This is a genomic window from Deltaproteobacteria bacterium (assembly GCA_029860075.1).
Taxonomy (GTDB): Bacteria; Desulfobacterota; JADFVX01; order JADFVX01; family JADFVX01; genus JAOUBX01.
This window is the reverse complement of record JAOUBX010000034.1, coordinates 12229-35881: the sequence shown is the minus strand read 5'-3', so window position 1 is coordinate 35881 and position 23653 is coordinate 12229. Positions and strand designations below refer to the sequence as shown.

Annotated in this window: 22 protein-coding genes, 2 pseudogenes and 1 riboswitch; of the genes and pseudogenes, 8 read left to right on the top strand and 16 right to left on the bottom strand. The window is 45.7% G+C overall.

Annotation, left to right across the window (positions count from 1 at the left end):
• Positions 1 to 10 precede the first annotated feature (10 nt).
• Positions 11 to 108, bottom strand: a riboswitch (cyclic di-GMP riboswitch).
• Positions 109 to 172: 64 nt separating this feature from the next.
• The 14 genes and pseudogenes from dut to OEV42_11465 all read right to left on the bottom strand — a co-directional run bounded on the left by dut (position 173) and on the right by OEV42_11465 (position 12528).
• Positions 173 to 622, bottom strand: a complete 450-nt coding sequence (dut, locus tag OEV42_11530; GenBank protein MDH3974899.1) for a dUTP diphosphatase — start codon at positions 620 to 622, stop codon at positions 173 to 175.
• 28 nt (positions 623 to 650) lie between these two features.
• Positions 651 to 1714 (bottom strand): annotated as a pseudogene (gene prfA, locus OEV42_11525) (peptide chain release factor 1).
• 231 nt (positions 1715 to 1945) lie between these two features.
• Entirely contained in the window at positions 1946 to 2155 is a 210-nt protein-coding gene (rpmE, locus tag OEV42_11520; protein ID MDH3974898.1) for a 50S ribosomal protein L31, read from the bottom strand.
• A 77-nt stretch (positions 2156 to 2232) separates the two neighbouring features.
• Positions 2233 to 3918, bottom strand: coding sequence for an RNA polymerase sigma factor RpoD (gene rpoD, locus OEV42_11515; GenBank protein ID MDH3974897.1), 1686 nt, complete (start codon positions 3916 to 3918; stop codon positions 2233 to 2235).
• A gap of 12 nt (positions 3919 to 3930) precedes the next feature.
• Positions 3931 to 5745 carry a DNA primase gene (dnaG, locus tag OEV42_11510; GenBank protein ID MDH3974896.1) on the bottom strand — a complete coding sequence of 605 codons (1815 nt, stop codon included), beginning with the start codon at positions 5743 to 5745 and terminating at the stop codon, positions 3931 to 3933.
• A gap of 110 nt (positions 5746 to 5855) precedes the next feature.
• On the bottom strand, positions 5856 to 6299 hold the full coding sequence (locus OEV42_11505) for a GatB/YqeY domain-containing protein (protein MDH3974895.1): 444 nt from the start codon (positions 6297 to 6299) through the stop codon (positions 5856 to 5858).
• A gap of 88 nt (positions 6300 to 6387) precedes the next feature.
• A complete protein-coding gene (locus OEV42_11500; GenBank protein ID MDH3974894.1) occupies positions 6388 to 7191 on the bottom strand; it encodes an RNA methyltransferase in 804 nt (267 codons plus the stop codon).
• Between the two features lie 168 nt (positions 7192 to 7359).
• Entirely contained in the window at positions 7360 to 7812 is a 453-nt protein-coding gene (rplI, locus tag OEV42_11495; GenBank protein MDH3974893.1) for a 50S ribosomal protein L9, read from the bottom strand.
• A 77-nt stretch (positions 7813 to 7889) separates the two neighbouring features.
• Positions 7890 to 8814 (bottom strand): annotated as a pseudogene (locus OEV42_11490) (YybS family protein).
• Between the two features lie 15 nt (positions 8815 to 8829).
• The gene (gene rpsR, locus OEV42_11485; protein MDH3974892.1) at positions 8830 to 9180 is read right to left on the bottom strand and encodes a 30S ribosomal protein S18; all 351 of its coding nucleotides are present in this window, start codon (positions 9178 to 9180) and stop codon (positions 8830 to 8832) included.
• 12 nt (positions 9181 to 9192) lie between these two features.
• Positions 9193 to 9582 carry a 30S ribosomal protein S6 gene (gene rpsF, locus OEV42_11480; GenBank protein MDH3974891.1) on the bottom strand — a complete coding sequence of 130 codons (390 nt, stop codon included), beginning with the start codon at positions 9580 to 9582 and terminating at the stop codon, positions 9193 to 9195.
• A 246-nt stretch (positions 9583 to 9828) separates the two neighbouring features.
• Complete coding sequence (locus OEV42_11475) at positions 9829 to 10803, bottom strand: class II fructose-1,6-bisphosphate aldolase (protein MDH3974890.1); 975 nt, start codon at positions 10801 to 10803, stop codon at positions 9829 to 9831.
• A gap of 120 nt (positions 10804 to 10923) precedes the next feature.
• Positions 10924 to 12204, bottom strand: coding sequence for an MFS transporter (locus OEV42_11470; GenBank protein ID MDH3974889.1), 1281 nt, complete (start codon positions 12202 to 12204; stop codon positions 10924 to 10926).
• A 69-nt stretch (positions 12205 to 12273) separates the two neighbouring features.
• Positions 12274 to 12528, bottom strand: coding sequence for a hypothetical protein (locus OEV42_11465; protein MDH3974888.1), 255 nt, complete (start codon positions 12526 to 12528; stop codon positions 12274 to 12276).
• A 187-nt stretch (positions 12529 to 12715) separates the two neighbouring features.
• Between OEV42_11465 and OEV42_11460 the strand changes: the two genes are divergently transcribed.
• The 8 genes from OEV42_11460 to OEV42_11425 all read left to right on the top strand — a co-directional run bounded on the left by OEV42_11460 (position 12716) and on the right by OEV42_11425 (position 22637).
• Complete coding sequence (locus tag OEV42_11460; GenBank protein ID MDH3974887.1) at positions 12716 to 14116, top strand: DUF2860 family protein; 1401 nt, start codon at positions 12716 to 12718, stop codon at positions 14114 to 14116.
• Positions 14117 to 14134: 18 nt separating this feature from the next.
• The gene (locus OEV42_11455; protein MDH3974886.1) at positions 14135 to 14917 is read left to right on the top strand and encodes a FecR family protein; all 783 of its coding nucleotides are present in this window, start codon (positions 14135 to 14137) and stop codon (positions 14915 to 14917) included.
• Positions 14918 to 14969: 52 nt separating this feature from the next.
• Positions 14970 to 16166 carry a DUF1565 domain-containing protein gene (locus OEV42_11450; protein MDH3974885.1) on the top strand — a complete coding sequence of 399 codons (1197 nt, stop codon included), beginning with the start codon at positions 14970 to 14972 and terminating at the stop codon, positions 16164 to 16166.
• Positions 16167 to 16223: 57 nt separating this feature from the next.
• Positions 16224 to 18293 (top strand): adenylate/guanylate cyclase domain-containing protein, encoded by a 2070-nt coding sequence (locus tag OEV42_11445; protein MDH3974884.1) that lies wholly within the window; start codon positions 16224 to 16226, stop codon positions 18291 to 18293.
• A gap of 369 nt (positions 18294 to 18662) precedes the next feature.
• Entirely contained in the window at positions 18663 to 18977 is a 315-nt protein-coding gene (locus OEV42_11440; GenBank protein ID MDH3974883.1) for a hypothetical protein, read from the top strand.
• Positions 18978 to 18995: 18 nt separating this feature from the next.
• Positions 18996 to 19217 (top strand): hypothetical protein, encoded by a 222-nt coding sequence (locus OEV42_11435; protein ID MDH3974882.1) that lies wholly within the window; start codon positions 18996 to 18998, stop codon positions 19215 to 19217.
• Between the two features lie 117 nt (positions 19218 to 19334).
• Positions 19335 to 20027, top strand: coding sequence for a response regulator (locus OEV42_11430; GenBank protein ID MDH3974881.1), 693 nt, complete (start codon positions 19335 to 19337; stop codon positions 20025 to 20027).
• Between the two features lie 243 nt (positions 20028 to 20270).
• Positions 20271 to 22637, top strand: a complete 2367-nt coding sequence (locus OEV42_11425) for an ATP-dependent Clp protease ATP-binding subunit (protein MDH3974880.1) — start codon at positions 20271 to 20273, stop codon at positions 22635 to 22637.
• 133 nt (positions 22638 to 22770) lie between these two features.
• On the opposite strand, the gene OEV42_11420 is transcribed toward OEV42_11425, so the two are convergent.
• Both OEV42_11420 and OEV42_11415 read right to left on the bottom strand, forming a co-directional pair.
• A complete protein-coding gene (locus tag OEV42_11420; protein MDH3974879.1) occupies positions 22771 to 22962 on the bottom strand; it encodes a DUF2892 domain-containing protein in 192 nt (63 codons plus the stop codon).
• Entirely contained in the window at positions 22962 to 23648 is a 687-nt protein-coding gene (locus OEV42_11415; GenBank protein ID MDH3974878.1) for a cytochrome b/b6 domain-containing protein, read from the bottom strand. The genes OEV42_11420 and OEV42_11415 overlap by 1 nt, the downstream gene beginning before the upstream one ends.
• Between the last annotated feature and the right edge of the window lie 5 nt (positions 23649 to 23653).

Here is a 23653-nt window from a genome sequence, read left to right as displayed (position 1 = left end):
CACTATAAATACTGGCAACCCGGCTATCTTACGGACAAAGCAGAAATATCGGAGAAAAGACCCGTGGCTTTCCGTCCCGCCTTCACAGGCAGTTTGGCACCTTACAAGTATAAACGACAAATGCGTGTTGAGTTTAGCATCAGGACATCTCAATTGTCAAGAACAATAGAAATCAAACCCCCGTATGACCAAATCCACCGCCCCCTCTTTCAGTCTCATCATGAATATCAACTTCAATCCAGCTAACCCGGGAGACTTCATGAACAACCATCTGGGCGATCCGCTCTCCTCTTCTGACAACGAAGGGAGCTTCTCCAAGATTTATCATAATGACCTTTACTTCACCACGATAGTCCGCATCTATCGTTCCCGGGGAGTTGACAAGAGCAATGCCATGCTTTACTGCCAGTCCGCTTCTCGGCCTGATCTGGGCTTCGAAACCGTCGGGAAGGGCAATGGAAATACCGGTCGGGACAAGCGCTCTTTTCATGGGCTCAATGACGATTTCACCTTCAATATCGGCATAAAGATCCATACCGGCAGAATGAGGCGTCATATAAGCAGGCAGGGGATTATCGTTTTCCGGCCTGATCCTTTTTATTTTTGCTTTGATCTTCTGCATAAGTGAGGGAAAGGGGAAAGCATTTAGATTATGACTTCACTTTGAGGGCTTCCGCCTGGAAGTGCGCCGTCAGGGCATCCAGTATTTCATCGAAATCCCCCTCCATAACCTGGTCGAGCTTATGAAGGGTAAGACCGATGCGGTGATCGGTCACCCTCGACTGGGGGAAGTTATAGGTCCTTATCTTTTCACTTCTGTCACCACTTCCTACCTGACTTTTCCTGTCCTTCGATATCTCGGCTTCATGTTCTTCCACCTTCAGGGCAAGAAGGCGTGACATTAAAACCTTCAGGGCCTTGGCCTTGTTTTTATGCTGAGATTTTTCATCCTGGCAACTGACAACAATTCCTGTAGGAATATGCGTAATCCTGATCGCCGAATCCGTCGTATTAACGCTCTGCCACCGGGGCCGGATGACCTGAAGACATCAATTTTCAGTTCACCGGGGTTAATGTCAACATCGACTTCATCAGCCTCAGGCAGTATTGCCACAGTAACGGCTGAAGTATGAATCCTGCCCTGGGCTTCCGTCTTGGGCACCCTTTGAACCCGATGGACCCCACTTTCATATTTCATGCGGCTATACACCTTGCTTCCTGAAATAGACACAATGACTTCCTTGAAACCACCGGCGTCGGCAAGGCTCTCGTCAATAAGCTCGATCTTCCACCTCTTGCTCTCGGCGTAGCGGGAATAGGCCCTGAAAAGATCTGCCGCAAAAAGAGCCGCTTCTTCCCCACCGGTGCCGGCCCTTACTTCCATAATAACGTTTTTTTCATCTCTCGGATCTTTCGGCACGAGGAGGAGTTGCAATTCCTTTTCGAGCCGCTCTTTTTCCAGAGTGAGTCTTTTTATCTCATCCTTTGCCAGCTCTCTCATTTCAGGGTCCGGATCGGACAGGAGCTCCCTGTTGTCTTCCAGTTCACCGTCAACATCCTTGTATTTCCTGTATGTATCGACAACAGAAGCTATCTCCGAATGCTCCCTTGCATACTTTTGAAAAACCTGCTGGTCGGAAATTATTTCAGGATCGCCAAGAAGCTGAGAAAGTTCTTCATAACGATTTTCAACTTCATTGAGCTTCTTAAACATCGGGACTTCTCTTAGCGTATTATTTAATTTGAGGTGAGGATTTTGATTTTTTCTGATTTTGCCGGTCAAAGGTGACAGACAATCTGCCTGTTATCCACTGAATCCGGCGCCGCATAGAGCAGACGGTTCAGGGGACTTTAGTGAAGCAAGGGGCCTAATAGAGAAATTCTCCGCAAAAAAACAATGGACCCGGAGAGGCATAAAAGCTCACCGGGTCCATAAATGCTGCAACTATTTTTGTGCTGTTTTACCGTATTTACGGTTAAATCTTTCGACACGGCCTTCCGTATCAACTATCTTCTGCTGTCCCGTATAAAAGGGATGACAGGCAGAACAGATCTCTACAGACATTTCCGGCCGACTTGCACGTGTTTCTATGACATTACCACAGGCACACTTGATCTTGGCATCATAATATTCGGGATGTATCTCTTTCTTCACTGCTTAACTCCTAAATTAATTTGAATTGGTCATAATAACAAGTAAAACTTATTTTTTCAACACTATTATGGATAAGACTAGAGCCAGTCGATAAAACCTTTCAGTCGCCTGCTCCTGCTGGGATGCCTTAGTTTTCTAAGCGCTTTTGCCTCAATCTGCCTGATCCTTTCTCTTGTAACATGGAAATGCTGCCCCACCTCTTCAAGGGTATGATCTGTTCTTTTCTGAATTCCAAACCTCATCTTAAGCACTTCCTCTTCCCTTGGAGTGAGCGATGCCAGCACATTTCTCGTCTGGTTCTGAAGATCATATTTAATGGTCGCCTCTACGGGAGAAACAACATTCTTGTCTTCAATAAAGTCACCTAAATGGCTATCCTCTTCCTCTCCAATAGGTGTTTCAAGAGAAATAGGCTCCTTGGCAATCTTGAGCACCTTTCTTACCTTATCGACGGGAAGCTCCATCTTTTCAGCAATCTCTTCAGGTGAAGGCTCTCTCCCCTTTTCCTGGACAAGATAGCGGGAAGTTCTAATCAGTTTATTGATCGTCTCAATCATATGGACAGGGATCCTGATCGTTCTGGCCTGATCAGCAATGGCCCTTGTGATGGCCTGCCTGATCCACCAGGTTGCATAGGTGCTGAATTTATAGCCTCTCTGATACTCAAACTTGTCAACAGCCTTCATAAGGCCGATATTTCCCTCCTGAATAAGATCAAGAAACTGCAAACCCCTGTTGGTATATTTCTTGGCAATACTGACGACAAGCCTCAAGTTTGCTTCTACAAGCTCCCTTTTTGCCCTTTTTGCAACCACCTCACCCCTGACAAGCGTTTTTTGAGTCTTTTCGAGTTCCTCAAGAGCAGCCCCGTTTTCAAGCTCAATCCGGTCAAGACCGCCTTTTACGCCCTTGACCTTTTCTTCAATGCCGGCCTTCTCTTCTGCCGATATTTTTTTATCGGAAAGCCTCGCTTCGCACTCTTTCAGCTGGCTTCTCAAGCCCTTACCGCTCCTTACAAGCTTTTTAAGGCCTGACACAAGATCTTCATAAACCTTGTCCTGCAGATTTAAACTCAGCAATGTCTTGGCAACAGCCTTCCTCTTCGTCTCAAGCTTATTTTCAGCCTTCTTGCTCTCTTCACCCTTCTTTGATTCAACTTCCCCGCGCAGCTTGAGGCACTCATTAAACAACTTTTCCAGCTTTTCAAGGGTTTCAAGGGTCTTGATCATAAGCGGGGATTCTTCCACAATTTCAGCCTCAACATCCGCCTCTTCCTCTTCTTCAATGCCCTTGGCAATATCCTTGACCTTCAACATCCCCTCTTTCAAAGCATGCGAAAAGCCGAGTATCTCCTTAATGGCATAGTCGGTTTTACAGATGGTATTGATAATCTCATTCTGGCCTTTTTCGATTCTTTTGGCGATTTCAATTTCACCCTCCCTGGTAAGCAGCGAGACAGACCCCATCTCTCTCAGGTAGAGCCTGACCGGGTCATTCGCCTTTCCTATGGTCCCCGGTTCATACTCCTGCTCTTCCTCTTCTTCTGAGCCGCTATCCCCTTCTTTGCGGGTCGGCGCCTTCTGCTCATCATCGACGACTTCGATATCCATCTCTCCAAACATGGTCATAACATCGTCGATCTGATTTTCATCGACCACATCGGGAGGAAGAAGATCATTAACCTGATCATAGGTAAGAAATCCTTTTTGCTTACCCATGCTAATTAAAGTTTCAACCTCTTTAGATTTTTGTTCTCTATTCATCCAATCTCTCCTTTAAGCCAGATCATTTTTCCGAGCCTGAATAATCCTTTGCTTCTCTTCCAGAAGGGAAGCCACTTCTTTTTCATCTCCCCGGTTTAAGGCGTCATTTAATCTATTAGTGATACTCAGTTCAGATTCCAACAGGGAATTTTGCTTTAATATCCTTTCACAATCCCTGAAGACATCTACCGGGGAGCATCCTTTAAGAACATCCCCCTTGATCAATATGGCCGACAACCTTTCCCGCTGACCATCATTCACCAGAAGATCCATCAGGGCAGAGGGTGTAATATCCTTACCCTTTTCCGACAAAAACTCTATCTTTTGACCAATAAGACCGAGATCGGGATCATTTAAATTTTTGAAAACACCCGATTTCAAAGCCTCTTCAAGAACATCACTGTGCCATAAGGTAAGGGCAAATATTGTTTCCAGGGCCACCTGGGCCTTTGACTTCTTTTTTGCAGAACCTTTTTCAGCTTCGCCTTTTACCTTTTGAGCCTTATAACCTCTCTTTGGAGCGCCGCCTCCCCCCATTGCCTCATCAAGAAGCGCTTCATCAACGGAAAGCCTTTCAGCCACCCTTTTCAAGGTAAGCTTTCTCTCAAGCGAGTCCTCGATAAGACGCACAAAAGGCATTATCTCGCGAATGAGAAAGGCCTTGTCCGAAGGCGACGCGGCCGGCTTCTCTTTCAGCTTCTCAGCTAAAACAAAATCAATGGCAGGTATCGGGCTTCCTATTTTCTCCCTTAGCGCCGCTTCCCCCTTTTCATTAACAAAGCTATCAGGGTCTTCACCGGCGGGAAGGGTAACGACGGAAGGACTCAAGCCGCAGCCGAGAAGAACCTCAACAGCCCTTAAAGCAGCCTTAATACCTGCACTGTCAGAATCAAAGAGCAAAACAACCTTACTGCAAAATCTCTTTAAAAGCAGGGCCTGAGCCCTGGTAAGCGCCGTCCCTAAAGAGGCAACGACGTTCTTTATTCCATAACGGTAAAGGGCCAGCAAATCCATATAGCCCTCGACAAGCACTGCCTCACCTCCGGATCGAATGTCATTTCTAGCAATATTCAGGCCATAAAGAACATCCCCCTTCGTATAAACAGGGGATTCCGGAGAATTTACATATTTAGGGCCATCCCCTTCGACAATCCTCCCGCCAAAGGCAACCACCTTCCCCCTCATATCACAAATAGGAAAGATGAGCCGTTCCCTGAACCTGTCGTAATAACTGCCTTTTTTACTTTTAATAACGAGACCCGCCTCGCGGGCCTCTTCTCTCACCTTTTCAGAAGTCAAAGTCCCGGAAAAAGCGGACCATCCTTTACCGCCATAACCAAGCAGCCACTTTTTCGCGATATCACTACCTATTCCCCGTGATTTGAAATAGTTCCTGGCCTGCGCGCCCTCAGGCGACTTCATAAGCAGCCGGGAATAAAGCGAAGATGCATTGTCATACAAGTTATAAAGCGCATCCTTGCGCTCATCCCGAGGATCTCCCCCCCTGCCCATCATTCCTGAAGACTTGCCATCAGGAAGTTCAACACCCTCTTTCTCTGCAAGGTCCCTTACAATTTCCGGAAAGGAGCGACCTTCTATTTTCATTAAAAAGGAGAAAACATTACCACCGGCTCCACAGCCGAAACAATGAAAAATCTCTTTCTCTTCACTGACGGTAAAAGAGGGTGTCTTCTCCGAATGAAAGGGGCAAAGACCTACAAAGTTTTTGCCCGTTTTTTTTAAAGTTACATATTGAGAAACAACATCTACAATGCTGCTTCGTTCCCTAAGCTCTTCAATCTTGTCATCTGGAATATTATATGACAATTTACGGGGCCATCCGGCCTATCATAAGTTATAAACACTAAAAAACCGCATATATAATATGCAGTTATTTAGACAGCAGAGTGTCTAAATGGTTTCAGAATGCCCATACTTCAGGCAAGGTTCTTTTTTACAATGGCGCTAACAAGGCTCCCATCAGCCTTACCTGCCACCCTGGCCATAACTCCTTTCATCACCTTACCCATATCAGCCATGGACGAGGCCCCCGTTTCACCAATAACGGCCTCCACCACCTTGCCAAGCGCTTCCTCGCTCATTTGCTCAGGAAGGTAAACTTTTAGTATATCAATTTCCTGCTCCTCTTTCCCGGCAAGATCATCACGCCCCCCCTGCCTGTATAACTGGGCGGCCTCCTTCCTCTGCTTGACAAGGGTCCCGATAAGAGTGGTTATCACGTCATCAGGCAATTCACCCTTCTTTTCAATCTCTTTATTTTTTACGGCAGAGATAACCATCCTCAGGGTATCGAGCTTAAACTGATCCCTGCCTTTAAGAGCCGCCTTCATATCTTCCGTCAACTGCGCTTTTAATGCCATTCAAACAACCCTTCCACAAAAAAAGGTGAACTTCTTAATGTATATCAGATATTTAAAAGATGTCAACCTTTTTTCACCAGTCCCTTATTTATTCATCACAGGAAGTTTTCCTCATGACTACCTGGTCCCGGGCGCCTCTTTTTTTTTGCCCATTTTCAATCCACTTCCTGAAACAGTCGATCTTTCCTATCATTCCCCTGAGAATCTTCACATCTCTCGAATCAAGGTGGGCCCGGGCAAATATATTACGGATAGACATCATGATATGACCGGGGTTCTTCTTATCAATATAACCGATTCTGCCGAAGACATCCTCCATGTGCTCATACATCTGCTCCAGTTCGGAAGAAGTTGCCAAAACCGCTTTCTCGGGAAGCACCGCCTGACCCGCTTCCGTGGAAACCTTGAATATATCGTAACAAACGAGAAGAACGGCCTGGGCAAGGTTAAGAGAAACGTTGAGTGTCGACGAAGGAATAGTAACAAGAAGATCACAGAGGGCAATTTCTTCATTGGTAAGACCTGTTCTCTCCGTGCCGAAAAGGAGAGCGACCCTGTTGTTACGGGAAATGGGCGCAAGCCGGCCGGCCATCTCTTCCGAGGTAACAACATTTTGCCTGTACTTACCCTTTCTGCAAGTCATCCCTACCACAAAACCGGCTTCGGAAACAGCCTCCTTCGTTGTTTTATACACTCCGGCGCCAAGCAGCGTATCGTTACAACCGGAAGCCATTTTTCTTGCTTCATTTGAAGTATATTCGCAGGGGTTAACAAGAGCAAGGTCTCTTAATCCCATATTATTCATTGCCCTGGCCACAGAGCCCACATTCATGGGACCTTTGGTTTCCGACAAAACAACATAAATATTATTGAGATTAATCGCTTCCGACATTAGAGGCCCAAAGACTCAAAAAAAGAAAAAATACACACAATGACAGACAGCCGCCCCCTTAAAAAAAGAGGCGGCTGCAAAAAACAGGCAAACCGGACAGGGCGATCCCGCAAAAAAGGATATCCCGTCAACCCGCCGGCCCGCAGGGGCTGACGAGTAAAATAATGACTATTCCTTAACTACCTTGAGAGTAACGTTAATCGTTACATCCCTGTGAAGCTTTACAGGAACAATAAAATCACCTAATTGCTTAAGGGGCTTTTCAAGGTGGATCTTCTTTCGATCAACGTCAAAACCTTCCGCCTTGAGAGCGTGTTCTACATCCATTGAGGTTACCGATCCAAAAAGCTTATCATCTTCCCCGGCCTTCTGAACGACAGTGAGGACCGTCTGCTTCAGCCTTTCACCCAGATCCTCTGCTGATTTTTTCATCTTTTCCAGGGCATGCTCTGCAAGCAGCTTTGCATGCTCAACAGCCTTGATATTCCTTGAATCGGCAAGCAATGCCTTCTTTTGAGGAATAAGATAATTCCTTGCGTATCCTCCTTTTACCTTAACAACATCTCCCGTGGAACCGAGATTTGGAACATCTTCCTTTAATATAACATTCATACTGCTCATAAGTTCCTCCTTACTGAAACTTCTTTTGATTATCCCGCACTATAGCGTTTTATTAAAAAATTCCCGGTAATCAGGGCTTATGCCTCTTCGGGACGATTGAGCTTTCTAAAATCAAACCAGAGATCAAAAAGGCCGAGAGCAACGACAAGAGCGCCCAGGTACCACATTAAAAAGATAAAGATATAAGCAAGTCCCTTAAGCCCTCCCGGCAAGTGCCTCTTATTAAAAAAATAGGAAACAATGGCCATGCCCTGAAAAAAATAAACAACGAGCAGGACCAGCAGCAAATTCACCGCCGAAAGCACTAACAATTCTACACCTGAAAAAAGAACAATACCGGCGGAAATAAGCGCCCACACCATATATTCAGGAGCCCGCCATCGGGACAAATCGCCAAAGGGCGGATCTGCGCCAAGGCGCTTCATAATCCGTGAGAGACCCAGCATATTCAACCAGAGTGTGGCCATGACGATGATCACAATCAGCCCGGGACGCAAACTCCGCAGCCGAAGGAGACAGCTTTTTAAGCGCTCTCAGCTGTTCCTGTGATCCCCCCGCCTCTTCATTAAAGGCAACCACTTGATCTATTCCGCTTTGAACGACGGCGCCAACAAGCTCTCCCGAAGAAAGTCCCCTGCCTGATGCGTAAAGGGACAAAAAAATCATGATCGCCGCTGCAGTCGCTCCAAGGGCTAAAAGAAAGCTTTTTTCAACGCTACAGCGTCTGACAATGGCTTCTGAAAAAATAACGCCCGGCATGGCAAACTGGAACAAATAGCCAAGCCCTGCGCCACCACCTGCAAAACCCGCAACAAGAACCATTACAAAAGGCATTGAAATGCCGGCCCATCTTCCCAGCCTGAGATAACAAAACATCTGGGGCAGGGGCGTAAGCAGACTAAAAATGACGGACTGAAAAAAGAGCAGCGAAAGAACCAGGCTAAAGAGGTACACAGAAACTATACTGTTCAGAGGGCTTACCCTGGAACCTCCACCTTCCATTCTGACTTTTTTATCCTAGAAGTGCTTTGCACAAAGAGGAATTAAAGCCAGATTCCTGGCCCGCTTGATTGCCTCTGCCAACTTTCTCTGATGAGGGGCACAGGTTCCCGAGATTCTCCTCGGCACAATCTTGCCTCTCTCGGTAATAAAATTCCTTAAAAGATCGGAATCCCTGTAGTCAATTTTTATATCTTTATTTGCACAGAACCTGCAAAATTTTCTTCTTGCATAAAACCTTCTTCTGCCACCCTGCTGAGGTCTTCCACCAGCGGGCCTTCCGCCTGCGGGTCTTCCACCAGCGGGCCTTCCAGCGGGCCTGCTATCCTGTGAACTGCTTTCCGTTCTTCTTGTCTCTTGTTCTGACATGCTATCCTCCTCTTACTGCTCAGCGCCGGCAGCAGCACCAGCCTCTTCAGTTGCTTCAGCCGTTTCAGCCGCTTGCTCAGGAGCCTTTTCAAAAACAGGCTCACTTTTTAATCTGATGGTCTGAAATCTCAAAACATCACCGGAAAGCCTCAGATTTCTCTCAACCTCACTCAATGTATCGGGAAGACACTTGAGGGTCAAAACATCATATCGACCTTTTTCACTCTTCTCGATAGGAACGGACAACCTTCTCACACCCCACTGATTGACGTTGAGAATCTCGCCTTTCTCTACCTTCTTCCTCTTTTTCTTCAGTATTCCGCCTATTTTAGACAGAAGCTCCTCGTGCCCTTCATTTGATAACTCCGGGCTGGTAATCAATACCATTTCATAAATTCTCATAATAAATCCTCCTCACGGTTTTAGTCAGCCCCAGATCCATACGCCTGGAGCAAGGAGCAAAACTAGACTTTATACACTATTTTCAGAACCAAGGCAAGCTTTTTCGTATAATGGGCCAGAGAAAAAGACAGACAAAAAACAGAGAAATGAGGGACTGTACTATAAATAAAGGAGAAAATACAAAAAAAGCCGGCCAGACTTTATACATTAGTGACTGGTCGAGTCTGACCGGTTTTATTAAATTACTCAGGCATTACCGGCGCTGCCCAAAACATTTTCATTCTTGTTTTTGATCATCTTAACCAATTCTTCACGGGCAGGCCCCAGGTACTTTCTCGGATCAAATTCGGAAGGCTTTTCGGCAAAAACCTTACGGATGACAGCCGTAACACCAAGCCTTCCATCACTGTCAATATTAATTTTGCAGACAGCCGATTTGGCCGCTCGTCTCAGTTGCTCAGTGGGAACGCCGACAGCACCTTCAATTTTTCCGCCAAACCGGTTGATCATATCCACATATTCAGGAACGACAGAAGAGGCGCCGTGCAGCACAATGGGGAAGCCGGGAAGGCGCTTTTCACAGGCTTCCAAAATATCAAACCTGAGAGGCGGCACCTCCTGGCCGGGTTTAAATTTATAAGCGCCATGCGAGGTTCCGATAGAGATTGCAAGACTGTCTGCACCGGTCTTTTCCACAAATTCCTCAACTTCTTCAGGGCGGGTATAATGGGTCACATCTGAAGAAACATCATCTTCAATACCTGCCAACACACCCAGTTCACCTTCAACGGTGACATCCCTTGGATGGGCATAGTCAACAACCTGTTTCGTAAGCGCCATATTTTCCTCAAAAGAGTGATGAGAACCGTCAATCATAACGGAAGAAAAACCCGAATCGATACATGACTTGCACAGTTCAAAGGTATCACCATGATCGAGATGAAGCGCTATCGGAATATTTCCGCCCATCTCCTTCATCATCTCGACAGCACCCATGGCCATATATTTAAGCAGCGTCTGATTGGCGTATTTCCTGGCGCCGCTCGAAACCTGGAGAATAACCGGTGACCTGGACTCTACACAACCGATGATAATGGCCTGAAGCTGCTCCATATTATTAAAATTATAGGCCGGAATGGCATAGCCTCCCTCCATGGCCTTTTTAAACATTTCCCTCGTATTAACCAGCCCAAGATCACTGTATTTTGTCTCAGAAGACATTGAACTCCTCCTTAAATAAATAATTAGATGTAAAATAAACAGGTAAAAAATAAATATACATTATTGGCAGTATTTGTCAACAAAGCTGTAATAATCTAAATCACTGAGCCGGCATGGGGATTAAATCCGGTGGTTCACATATCTTCGGGCACACATTTTACCCTCTTCCTCATTGATAAAGAAAATGCCTATAAGGCCCAGAAGAAAAAAAAGGCCTGTCAGCAAAATGGCAGATCTCATGGACCCGCTTATTGCCGTCATCATGCTGAAAGAGTAGATCCCTACCGTTGCTGCCAGTTTTCCTGAAAGTCCCCAGAGACCGAAAAATTCGGCGCTTTTTGATGGCGGTGTAAAGAGACCAACGAGGGCACGGCTCGAAGACTGGCTCGAACCGATAGCCAGGCCGGCCAGGTTGCCTACAACCCAGAAGACTGCCTTTCCGGGACTCCACCATGCCCCGGCAACGACAGCAAGCCATATAACGAGCGTAATAGCTATCGTTTTTTTCGCGCCCAGCCGGTCTTCGATAAAGCCGAAAGCAAAAGCGCCCAGCGAAGAAGAAACCTGGACGATGATAAAAAAGAGGAGGGTGTCACTTTTACTGAAACCGACAACCGACTCGGCATAAATAGCGGAAAAAGAAACAATCGTCGATATGCCGCAACTGAAAAGAAAAAAAACAAAGAGAAACTTGATGAGTTCTCCAAAGCCTTTAAGATCGGCAAAGGTATCCATCACCCTGCCGTAACCGATATGAAAATAGCTTTGACCCGCAGGTTTAGTCTGCGGCGGCGTTCTCTCTTTGAGCCAGAGAAAGGTGGGAATGGCGCTTAAAAGAAAAAAGATGGCTGTTGAAAGAAAAGCAAAACGAAGCTGCAACTCCGCCTGACCGAACACTTTAAAAATAAGAAAGCAGATAGAAAGGGAAAGAAGACCGCCGATATAGCCGAAGGCCCATCCATAACCTGAAATCTTTCCCATCACCTGAGGCGATGCAATTTCCGGAAGGAAGGAGGAACAAAAATTTTCGCCTGCCGAAAATCCGATATGAGCAACGGCAACGAAGACAATTGCCATTAAAACGTCCCCCTTGCCCACAAAAAAGAGAAGGGCCGTAAAAAGAACACAGACAATGTAGCTCAAAAAGAGAAAGCGCTTTTTGGAAGCTGTAAAATCGGCAACGGCCCCAACCACGGGACCTGCCAGCATAACAAGCAGATTAGCAGCGCTGAGCGACCAGCCCCAGTACTTTACGCCGAGCACATCATCTCCCACAACGTGAGAAACGAAGTAGGCCGAAAAAACGACCGTAATAATGACCGTTGTAAAGGAAGAGTTGGCAAAGTCAAACATGGCCCAGCCAAAGATCTCTCTTTTGGACGCCTTACCATACTTGTTCATAAGAAGGGCTCATTGCGGCTGCCCCTTTTAATCAGGCCTTCTGCCATTATGGGTTCCATTTTCAACAAGCTAAAATTCCAGGATTCTTACGCCCTGCTTCTCAAGATAAACCCTGGTTTTACTGCAAAGGGGCGCCCTTGTCCTGAGATTCACAGCGGCGCCGGGCCGGACAGATTTTATTTTGTCAACCTTATCCATAATCTTTCTTCCATCTGCCATAATAACAGGGCTTTTCCTGTTGATAACGATGGAGAAACAACCTTCATCATCCTTTTCGATAACTGTCCTGCCGTCAAGGCCGAACTGCTTTGGATCTATCATCATTGCCCTTCCTCAGGTTTACTTCCTTTTATAGGGAGAAGATAAACATATCACAGGAGCAAAGACAAGACAAAGACATATGAAACCGGTATTTACAATATTTCCTCTTATCCTTTCCATACGTTGACAACGGCAATATTGTCGACTAAGCTTAATATCAGGAACGCTATAATGCCAGGCAGGTGATAAAATGGATCACCGGAAACCTTTAAGATTCTTTATTATCCTATCAGCGGTCACCCTCCTTTGGGGGCTTTCTCATGAAGAAACCGTCTGGTCCGCAGACAGCGACGCTCTCCGGCAAGGCATCAATGACTATAACAATGAAAACTATGAAGAAGCCATAGAGAGCCTTTTAAAGGCAGTTCAAAAAATGCCCTCTTCAGCGGAAGCAGCTTACTACACAGGATTAACTTACAAGGAACTCCTCCACAACAATTCGGCAAAAGACTATCTCAAAAAAGCGCTTTCTCTAAAACCTTCCATGACGGAAATCTATGTGCCCCTTGCCGAGGTCCTTTACAGCCTTGGGAAAAGGGTTGAAGCTGAAAAATATCTCAAAAAAGCAAACTCAAAAGGAATCAAGTCCGCCCGGGCATCCTACCTGAAGGGACTTATTCTCCTGGACAGGGGAAAGAAAAAAGAAGCAGCCCGGGCATTCCAGAGGGCAATAAACATTGCCCCCCCATCGGAAGCAGCCCTTTTATCGGGAGAAGCGCTCAATACCATCGGTTACAAAGAGTCACATTTAGCCTTGTCTGCCGGCTACACCTTCCAATACGACGATAATGTCATTCTAAAGCCCTCCCGTGAAATAACGGGTATTGCAGTAAGTGATGAAGAAGACACGAGGCATGTATTAACAGCAGGTGGAGACTATTCAACCCGTTGGGATGACAGGGGATTAAGGGTGGGCTATTCTTTCTACCAGAGCCTGCACCGGGACCTCGACCCTATGGATGTTCAGGCCCACTCCCTTTTTCTAATCCCTTCTTTCGAGACTGACAGAGGGAAAATCCTTTTGCCCGTCGGCTATGATTACTACCTCATCGATAACGATAAATACCTGAAAATGATTACCCTAAAACCTTCCTGGGTATTTTCGACGGATGGAGGCAAGGGAGTAAACCTTTTTGCCGGCGCTCTTTTGAAGGATTTCCTTCAAAACCCGCTATCAAAAGAAGAGGAAAGAGACGGAACAAATATCAATGCCGGTTTGGCCATCCTCTTCCCCTTTAACGCCGACCGGAGTTATGTAAAAGTTAATTATACCTACGATAGTGAAGATACTGACGGTGATAACTGGGATTACAGCGGTCACAGGGGAGGAGTGCGGCTGTCTCATCCTCTTGCACAGGCAATAGAGTTCGTTCTCGCCGGGCGCTACTATCAACAGGACTATAAAAATAAACATATAACCTTCGGCAAGAAAAGAGCCGATGAAATTTCTTCAATAGAAACGGGCCTTACTTACAGCTACAGGGGAATTGATTTAAGCCTGCGCTATTCCTACACCGATTCCAACTCCAACATTGCCGTCTTTGATTACAGCAGGAACATTGCAGGCATGGGAGTAGAGTATACTTTTTAAAAGAACAGGGCAAAGACGATGATCAGGCAGAGCCAAAACATAGCAGCTACACTCCTAATTACGCTTTTTATAATCACCCTGACTCCCGCCATTTCTTTGGGGGAAGCCGTTGCGACACTGACCTTTGTCAGAGGTAAAGTGGATGTTTTAAAAAAGGGTGAAAAACGGGCCCGCCTTGTGAAAAAAGGAGCCAAACTGGTGGTTGGCGATATTGTGCGGACCAAGAGTCAATCAAGGGCGCAGATCTCTTTTATTGATGAAAGCAAGGTCAACATGGCCCAAAACTCCCGGGTGGAAATCAAGGAATTTTCCTACAAACCTGAAAAGAAGGAAAGAAAAAGCCTGTTAAGAACCTTCAGGGGCAAGATAAGAGCGTTAATCCCCAGGTTTTTACTCGGTGATGATTCAAAATTTGAAGTTGAAACACCGACGGCCGTAGCGGCTGTGAGGGGCACCGATTTTTTCAGTGTCGTTAAAAAGCTGCCCTTTGAATCGGAGGTTCTGGTTATAAAGGGGAAAGTAGCAGTAAAAAATATGGACCCCTCCATTGTGGGAGAAGTATTCCTTACTCCGGGCAAAGCATCAAAAATAGGTAAAGGCCGCCCGCCTCAAAAAGCGCGTCCCTTTACAAAAAAAGAAATAAGGCGGCTCATAAAGGAAACGGACCCCCTGGAGAAAGACGTCAAACCGCCAAAACCCGAAGATCCTTTAACTGAAGAACCCAAAAAGATTGAACCACCGGTGACACCGCCTATTACGGAAACGGCGCCATCGGTAAATATAATATTTGAATTCCCTTAAGGGGAAATGACGGCAAGGCTATAAGGAAATACCAGCAGAGGGAGGCCTGATCATGGCAAAAAAGAATCTCATTCGAGCCGCTTCATTTATCATCTTATCCACTTTAGTCCTCTTTATGACGGGTTGCGGGAGCAGTTCGGACAATAATAACAATTCAGTTCCCCTATCAATAATCTTTTCCATCCCTTCGGAAAAAGGGAAAGCGGTTATGGGAAAAGCAGCACCCCAATTTATCGCTTCCATAAGCATTTATATCAGCGCTGCAGACATACCGGTGCCCATTAGCGATACTTTCAATGTGGTTCCGGGCACAAGAGTAACAAAAAACTATTTCGTCCCTCCGGGATTGGCAAGGCTCTTTTCAGTATCCGCCTATGGCGACAAAGCAGGCACCGGTTTCCTTATTTATGAGGGATCTGCCAGGGCAGACCTTTCAGAGGGTGAAAATCCACCGCTAACGATCATTCTCAGTGAAGCGCCTTATACGGGAAAGTTTGTCGATGTCAACAGGGGCAGTGACCTGACAGGAGAGGGCTCCCCCGTCAATCCCTTCAAAACCATTACCTTCGCTCTTACCACATCGACAGGCAATGAATCCATCAATGTTGCGGCAGGTTTTTACAACAGCACAACGGAAACATTTCCTCTCCAGCTAAAAACAGGCACAGAGTTAATTTGTTATGGCACCGCTTATTCGACGGTAATAGATTTACAGCTTGGCGCAGGCACGGGGATTTCAGGCGCGCCAAATGCCTCTGTTAACGGATGCAAGATCACAAATTCCGGCGCTGCGGCAATAGAGGATGCAGGTGTGCAGACCACAATCAATAACAATATAATCACTAACAACTGTGATGGCATTATTACGACGGGCGACTCGATTATTACCAACAATACGATAGAACGTTCCTACTTAGGGGAATGCACAGGAGCCGCTATAAGCAGCTTTTCTTTTACAGCCCCTAACTCACCGATAATTTCAGGCAATAAAATTACAGATAATTATATCGGTATTTATTTGTTCGGCAGCCTCCCCAAAATCAACAGCAATATTATTAGCTGCAACACATATTCTGATCTCCAGAACAACTCTGCAAGCACGATAGATGCGACAAACAACCGATGGGACAATGTGCCTCCAAAGGTGACGCCTTCAACATGCAGTGGTTCAGGGCAGGACATTTGCGGAGCAGGAGGAAGTTTAGTTAATTATTCAGGCGCCGCCCTCGCCCCCTCACCCTGCCCGTAATTAAAGCAGGCTGAATATTAGAAATTTCTCTTTTGACTCATTCAGACCCTAAGGATTATGGCCGCAAAAAAAATCAAACCCTACCTGACCATTACCATCATCGTTACGGCCCTCTTTTCCTTCCTTTCACTGAAAACACCCCTTTTTATCGAATTCCTCGAAGCAAAGACCTTTGACATGCGGTTCATCGTAAGGGGAGACCGTGAACCGGCCGGTGATATCGTTATCGTCGCCATCGATGACGAGAGTCTTTCCAGGGTGGGACGATGGCCCTGGTCGAGGGAAAAGGTGGCCCACCTTATCGACGCCATTGCACGGACCGGCGCAAAAACGATAGGCGTCGATATTCTCTTCCCCGAGCCCCAGGTAACGGAAACAGCAAGAATCATTTCAGAACTGAGAACGCTTTATAGTGATATTGAGTTTAAAGACAGGCAATTCGAATCAACCCTGGCTCTGCGGGAAAAAGAGAGCGACGTTGATATAAAGCTGGCTCAAAGCATGGCAAAAGCCGGCAACGTGGTTCTTGCCTTTGCCCTTAAAGTCCCTACCATTTACGAGGAATCAAAAATAACGGCCCCGCCCGACAGGATCTATGACTATCCCTTCATGATCGTGAGGGAAGGTGACTATTATCTTCCCATTGTTGCCGAAGGGGCCATTATCTCTATTGAAAAACTCGTTAAAAGCGCAGCATCCATGGGGCATGTTTACACACAATACGACAGGGACGGCGCTATCCGCTGGGAACCTCTCTATGTGAAGCTTGAGGAATTTTACTATCCCGCACTCGGCATGGAGGTAGCCAGAAATTATCTCGATCTTGGTCGTGATGACATCGAACTTGACCTGGGAAGGGGCATTTCCATGGCAAGCCGATTCATTGCCACCGACGAATCAGGGAGAGCGCTCATTAACTACCTGGGCAGAACAGGGACTTTTCCTGTTTATTCTGCGGCAGATCTCATGGAAGGTAAAATCGGCAAGGAGGCCATTGAAGGAAAGATTGTGCTCATAGGCGCCACAGCCCTTGGCACGAGTGATACACACATCACCCCTTTTGCTCAATTGCCGGGCATAGAAAAACAGGCCGCAGTAGCGGAAAACATTATTCACGGCAACTTTCTCAGGAAAGAGGAAAGCACGGCCTTTCTCGAAATTGCATTCATCTTTGTTTTCGGCATTATCCTCTTTATAAGCCTGCCGAGGCTCGATGCTGTCGGCGGAGCCCTTTTATCTACCGCGCTTTTACTCGGCTATTTGATCCTGACGCAATATCTCTTTGCTGTGCATCACATGTGGATTGCCATGCTGACGCCTTCTTTCAGTGTGCTTCTTCTCTATACGTCGATCACATCCTACCGTTTTCTTACGGAAGAAAGGAGGGCAAAGGACATCAAAAAAATGTTCTCCAGCTACGTTACTGAAAGAGTCGTCAACGAACTGGTAGAGCATCCGGAAATGGCAAAGCTCGGAGGGCACCGCCGCGAGATTACCGTTCTTTTTTCAGACATCAGGGGATTTACCACTTATTCGGAAAAAAGAAACCCCGAAGAAGTCGTCTCTATTCTCAATGAATACCTGACGGAAATGACGGATATCGTATTCAAATGGAACGGCACACTCGACAAGTTTGTAGGTGATGAAATCATGGCTTTCTGGGGGGCCCCTCTCGCCCAGAAGAAGCATGCCGAACTTGCCGTGAGATGTTCTCTTCATATGATCGCCAGACTGACTGAACTGCAGAAGAAATGGATTGCCGAAGGAAAGGAACCACTCGACATCGGCATCGGCCTCAATACAGGAGATGTCCTTGTCGGAAATATCGGCGCAGAAGGGAAGAAAATGGACTACACACTCATTGGAGATAACGTCAACCTCGGCGCAAGAGTCGAAGCGCTGACGAGAGACTACAAAACCCGTCTCCTTATCACCGAATTTACCTATAAAAAAGTCAAGGACCTGCTGATTGAAAAAGAAGAGTCAGAAAATAGAGGCACAAATAAAGAAAAAATAGGCCATGTGCGCCTTCTCAAGGTAGAAGCTGTCAAGGTTAAAGGGAAGGAGCTCCCTGTCATGATTTACGAAATCACGGACAGGGACATAAAAAGCGTCATCACCCTCTAAATTATCATTTTCACCTGATTATTTACGACATCCCCTGATAATAAATGCGTTCTCTTTTTCGGGAAAACCGGCATTAACAGGGGAGTTCCGCAAAACCGCCTTCTCCTTACAGCGCCATGGGGCAGCACAAAATCATCAACCAAATATAAGTTTGATAAAGTATATTTGCCTATTGACTTTAACATGGGCTAATGCTAAGTTTTTGCTGGTTTTCTTTAATCAGACAAAAAATATGAATCTTTTTCAGCCTTTCATCATCGAAGTTCAACGTTGACTTTGTTGCGCTTAAAAAAAGGTACGTTGATGAAGCAGCCATCTTTGCTTCGTCAGTTATAAAAAATTGATAATGCCATTTCCAAGGAGGTTTAGATGAATTTTTTTCTCATATCCATTGTCATACTGGGTATATTGACCTACATAATGTACACTATCGTTAATTTTAAAAAAACCATTGCCCTTTACCAGGAAAGAATCGACTCACTTAGCAAGATGGTGGACAAACAGCAGGCAGAGACAAAGTCTCTTTTAACGGCTTACATGACGGAATCAAGAGTCATTGCTTTTTATGGCGACGTATCGCCTCTCATTAAGGACCAGGAAGTTGTGGAGCTTTTTAACAGGCTTGCCAAGGATGAAGAGAAACACATCTCCCTTCTTGAAGACTGTCTGTCGAGAAAAATATAAACTGTCAGGAGAGGTAATATGACTGATGTAGATATGGATATAGATTTCCTTAGAAGAGCGCTTGAAATAGAAGAACGCGCCTATAAAAATGCAAAGGCGGCCTATGAACACCATAAAGAGGATGCAGACAGCAAGCTTGCAAATGCCCTGAAAGAGATTATGGACGATGAGGAAGACCATGTAAATCTCATCAGGGAGATGATGGAAAAAAAGGGAAAGCGTATCCCTGCGGAAGAGTAATAATTCCGGCGAAAGACAACAAAGGGGGCCTCTCGCTAAAAGCGCTTGCCCGCTTGCTCCTTAGCCGTTATAAATTATGGAATAGAAAGATGAGCCTTTTTGTTCTATAATTATTTCATGGAAAATAACCAGAAAAAAATCCTCCTTGTCGATGACTCTACCTACCTGAGAAACCTTAAAGGAGCCTACCTTAAAAGAAAAACCTGTAATCTCATCGAGGCAAAAGACGGCGAAGAAGCGCTTCTCCTGCTTGTGGAAGAAAAACCCGATTTAATCATCATGGATCTGACCATGCCCCTTGTCAGAGGTGATGAATGCTGCCGCATTATTAAAAACCATCCCGATTACAGCCAAATACCGGTCATCATGATAGCCAATGCATGGGAAAAAGATGCAGAAACGCAGTGCAAAGATGCAGGGTGTGACGATTTCATCATGAAACCCGTAAAAAGAGAGCATCTCTACTGGAGTATTAAACAGTACCTTAACATTGCTGAAAGGGTCCACCGGAGAGCAACTTTTGAAGCAAAGGCAATCGCTGCCTCTTCAGGGATAGAATACAGGGGAATAAGCGCAAACATCGGTATTGGCGGTGTATTTATTCGTTCCAATGAGGGACACAGGGCAGGATCTGCCGTAAAAGTGGAACTGCCCTTACGTTCAAAGGAAAAACCTTATATCCTTGAGGGGCAGGTTGCATGGCTGGCAACCGAGGAAGATGTTACAAGCGGCCTTACTCCCGGCATGGGAATTAAATTTATCAACCTCCCTTCTGAAACGAAGTCTCTCATAGAAATGCTCGTTAAATAGATACTCCTTCCACTTATGGAAAGGGGCAGACCATTATTACCCCTCAATCTCTAAACCTTGGGAATGCGAGGCCCTCTCCTGTTGCCGGAAAATGACAAGCGGCAATGCGTTACCTGCAAAAAAAGGGTATAAAGGCTCCCATCACTTGACTTTATCAAGGGCCAGGGGTAATTATTTATATAGGCCGCTTTATTTCATTAACAATTTAGCAAACTTTATTAGGCACTCCAATGAGGACACAAAATGCCCGACCTTTCTTCAGGAGCAACGACAGCCTGGCGCACTGCCGTAATTGAGGCATGGGAAGACCAGTACCCTAACGTTGAAAAAGAACACATTTTTATCGGTCTTTTAAGCCTTGGAAAAGTTCTCGATGCAGCCACCGGTGATGCACGGTTTGATAAAAAGATACTCCAGGAAATCAGAGGTGAATTTGTTGCTCTTAGTGTCGCCATTATTTCCCTGGGCCTCGATATTACCTTGCTAAGGCGTGAAGTCCGGCACAGGACAGGCAAGGGTTCCCATGTTCATAAAGAAAAGAATATCCACCGCAGCGAAGCCTGCAAGCAAATGTTTTCCCGTGCAGAAATCCTTTCAAAGAATTCGAGGATAACAGCGCTTCATATCATGGCGGCCATACTGGAAAATCCGGGACCCATTATAAGTGAATCCTTTCAAAAAACAGGGGCAGATTCAAAAGCCCTGAGGGAAAAGATACTGGCATGTATAGGTGAAAAAAGTGACGCGCCATCACCGGAAATAGAGACCGAAAAAGAGAAAAAAAAGCTCTGGGAAAAAAAGAGTATTCTTGAGCGTTTGGGAAGGGACCTTGTTGAAGAAGCAAAGGCCGAAAAACTGGGCCCTTATGTGGGGAGAAGAAAAGAGATCCTGCAAACCATCCAGACCCTTGCAAGAAGCACTAAAAACAACCCCGTCCTCCTCGGAGAACCGGGTGTAGGAAAGACGGCCATTGTTGAAGCCATCGCTTTAAGCATTTTTGAAAAAAAAGCGCCTCCCATAATGGAGGGAAAAAGAATCATAGAAATCAATATGGCTGTTCTCATCGGCGGGACCAAACACAGAGGAGAATTTGAAAAACGTCTTAATGAAATACTGGATGAAGCCATCAAAGACAAGGGGATCATTCTCTTTATCGACGAAATACACAACCTCATTGGGAGCGGACGGACAGAAGGAAGCATGGATGCCGCCAACATACTGAAACCTGTCCTTGCAAGAGGGGAAATCAAGTGTATCGGTGCAACGACCATTGCCGAATACAGGCGTTATATTGAATCTGACACTGCGCTGGAAAGACGCTTTGAAAAAATAATCATTAATGAACCCTCAAGAGACGAAGCAATAGAAATTCTCAAAGGGATAAAGGATGAGCTTGAACTTCACCACCAGGTGATGATTTCAGATATAGCCATAGAGAAGGCCGTCGACCTTTCCATAAGATTTGATGGCGACCACCAGCTTCCCGACAAGGCCATAGACCTGCTCGACCAGGCAGGAGCAAGAAACCAGATCCCCATGATTGAGACAATGCATAAAACAAGGGAAAGCAACCTGGACGAATCAAAAATCCCCGAAATTACGGAGAAGGACATTATTGAGGAATTATCAATTAAAACGGGCCTGCCCAAAGAACTCATTTCAGGTCATTTTAATGGCGAATTTCAATCAAGGCTTCAATTGCTCGAAGAAGGGCTTAAAGAGAGAATCAAAGGTCAGGATGAAGCGCTCATGAAAATATGCCGGAGACTCTTTATCGCCTATGCGGGGCTGAGAGAAAGACGGGGGCCTCTGGCGGTCTATCTTCTGCTCGGACCATCAGGTGTCGGTAAAACAGAAACGGCAAAGGCCCTTGCCCTGCTCCTTTTCGGAAGTGAGTCAAGCATTATCAGACTGGATATGTCCGAATATATGGAGGAACACAGTGTATCTAAACTTCTTGGCTCTCCACCGGGGTATGTCGGTTATAAAGAGGAAGGGCAACTGGTAAGCAAATTAAGGTCAATACCCTATTCCATTGTGTTGCTCGATGAAATCGAAAAGGCGCATCCCAGGGTGGTCGATATATTTCTTCAGGTCTTCGATGAAGGAAGACTAACCGACGCAAAAGGAAGAACGATAGATGCCAAAAATGCCATTTTTATTATTACATCCAATATAGGCGGCAGCGATTCGGGCAATAAAATGGTCGGTTTCTTTCATGATGAAAGTAAGAACGGCAACAAAACGGATGAAGCGTTAAAAGCTTTTTTCAGAACGGAACTGCTTAACCGCATCGATGAAAAAATCACTTACAGAGCGCTCGACGAAAAAGATATTAAAGAAATATTGCAACCTATGTTAAAGGAAATAAATAATAATCTCCAAAAAAAATATCATGTCAATCTTACCGTATCACCTGAAGTAAAAAGCCACCTCGCGCTAAAGGGTTATAGCAGGGAATTTGGAGCAAGGGGTCTCAGAAGAACGGTGGAAGAACTTCTGGAAATCCCCGTTAGCGCCCTCATCATAGAAGGAAAGATCAAGAATCATCTAACATGGAAAGCTATTCTCGAAAAAGACAGCATTTCCCTTGAGCCTGAGGAAAGATAAAGGACTCAAAAAGCCCCGTTGAAGGTAAACATTGCAGCCTGCAGACAAGTCCGCAGGCTGCAATGTTTAAGGCAGAAAGTGTTTTTTTGAACCTGCCTATTGCAGGCCATCAATTATTAGCGCTTCTCTAAAACTATCTCTTCAGCCCTGCCTTTTTCAACATGAGCATCATAGGACACCAGTTGGTAAAAGACGACTGGAAAAGATTGAGCCCGACAAAAGCCGTAAACAAAAGCCAGTAGCGGGAATGCACCTCTGAAAGGAGAAGGCTTAACAGGATAAAGAATCCCGCAACAAGACGCAGGCCGCGTTCAACAGTCCACATTATGAGTTGCCTCCTTTACGCAGCATTTCTTCAATTTCGAGAGGGTGTTCCTCCTTCATCTCTTCCAGCGTCATCGTTCCCGTGAGCCACTGCCTGGCCATGGGAAACACTTTAGGCCTGAAGATGGTCATGTAAAGATGAAACTCTATGATAACGGCAACGGCAAGAATAGCCTCCCAGCCGTGAATTATCCTGGCCCAATCAATGACGGCATAGGGAATAAACTTCAAGGCAGGGAAAGCAAAGTACATGAGCAGTCCCGTTACGGTCATAACAAAAAGACCGACCCAGCTTGCCCAGTATTCAAACTTCTCGGACCATGAGAAACGGTCAAAGAGAGGTTCTTCCTCACTTTTCCCAAAAAGATAGGCCCAGTCTTTCTTAAAATCATGCCAGTCCTTCTTTCCCAGCTTCATTTTTTTCTCTCCGTAATAAAGAAGAGAATAATAAATGATGTGATAAAAGCCGGTAGCCGCCCATACAAAGGCCGCAATTCTGTGGGCCAGTTCCCTCCCTTCGGCACCGCCGAATGTACAGAGAACAAAAGCGGCAAACTCTCCGCCGGGATACTTGTGGGCCAGTCCTGTCAAAGCCAGAACAATAAAGGAAAGGCCCCAAAGAATATGCTGGATAATTTGTCCCGTAGTAAACCTTACAAAATACATTTTTTTCTTTTTATCTGTCATGACGA

Bases quoted from the DNA above. Each gene is read 5' to 3' on its own strand.
- OEV42_11460 (MDH3974887.1), top strand. From the start codon at position 12,716: ATGGATCACCGGAAACCTTTAAGATTCTTTATTATCCTATCAGCGGTC.
- OEV42_11500 (MDH3974894.1), bottom strand. From the start codon at position 7,191: ATGTCGGAAGCGATTAATCTCAATAATATTTATGTTGTTTTGTCGGAA.
- OEV42_11415 (MDH3974878.1), bottom strand. From the start codon at position 23,648: ATGACAGATAAAAAGAAAAAAATGTATTTTGTAAGGTTTACTACGGGA.
- OEV42_11465 (MDH3974888.1), bottom strand. From the start codon at position 12,528: ATGATGATAGATCCAAAGCAGTTCGGCCTTGACGGCAGGACAGTTATC.
- rplI (MDH3974893.1), bottom strand. From the start codon at position 7,812: ATGAGCAGTATGAATGTTATATTAAAGGAAGATGTTCCAAATCTCGGT.
- rpoD (MDH3974897.1), bottom strand. From the start codon at position 3,918: ATGAATAGAGAACAAAAATCTAAAGAGGTTGAAACTTTAATTAGCATG.
- dut (MDH3974899.1), bottom strand. From the start codon at position 622: ATGCAGAAGATCAAAGCAAAAATAAAAAGGATCAGGCCGGAAAACGAT.
- OEV42_11420 (MDH3974879.1), bottom strand. From the start codon at position 22,962: ATGTGGACTGTTGAACGCGGCCTGCGTCTTGTTGCGGGATTCTTTATC.
- rpsF (MDH3974891.1), bottom strand. From the start codon at position 9,582: ATGAGAATTTATGAAATGGTATTGATTACCAGCCCGGAGTTATCAAAT.
- OEV42_11475 (MDH3974890.1), bottom strand. From the start codon at position 10,803: ATGTCTTCTGAGACAAAATACAGTGATCTTGGGCTGGTTAATACGAGG.
- OEV42_11430 (MDH3974881.1), top strand. From the start codon at position 19,335: ATGGAAAATAACCAGAAAAAAATCCTCCTTGTCGATGACTCTACCTAC.
- OEV42_11440 (MDH3974883.1), top strand. From the start codon at position 18,663: ATGAATTTTTTTCTCATATCCATTGTCATACTGGGTATATTGACCTAC.
- OEV42_11505 (MDH3974895.1), bottom strand. From the start codon at position 6,299: ATGGCATTAAAAGCGCAGTTGACGGAAGATATGAAGGCGGCTCTTAAA.
- OEV42_11455 (MDH3974886.1), top strand. From the start codon at position 14,135: ATGATCAGGCAGAGCCAAAACATAGCAGCTACACTCCTAATTACGCTT.
- OEV42_11470 (MDH3974889.1), bottom strand. From the start codon at position 12,204: ATGAACAAGTATGGTAAGGCGTCCAAAAGAGAGATCTTTGGCTGGGCC.
- OEV42_11425 (MDH3974880.1), top strand. From the start codon at position 20,271: ATGCCCGACCTTTCTTCAGGAGCAACGACAGCCTGGCGCACTGCCGTA.
- OEV42_11435 (MDH3974882.1), top strand. From the start codon at position 18,996: ATGACTGATGTAGATATGGATATAGATTTCCTTAGAAGAGCGCTTGAA.
- OEV42_11450 (MDH3974885.1), top strand. From the start codon at position 14,970: ATGGCAAAAAAGAATCTCATTCGAGCCGCTTCATTTATCATCTTATCC.
- OEV42_11445 (MDH3974884.1), top strand. From the start codon at position 16,224: ATGGCCGCAAAAAAAATCAAACCCTACCTGACCATTACCATCATCGTT.
- rpsR (MDH3974892.1), bottom strand. From the start codon at position 9,180: ATGTCAGAACAAGAGACAAGAAGAACGGAAAGCAGTTCACAGGATAGC.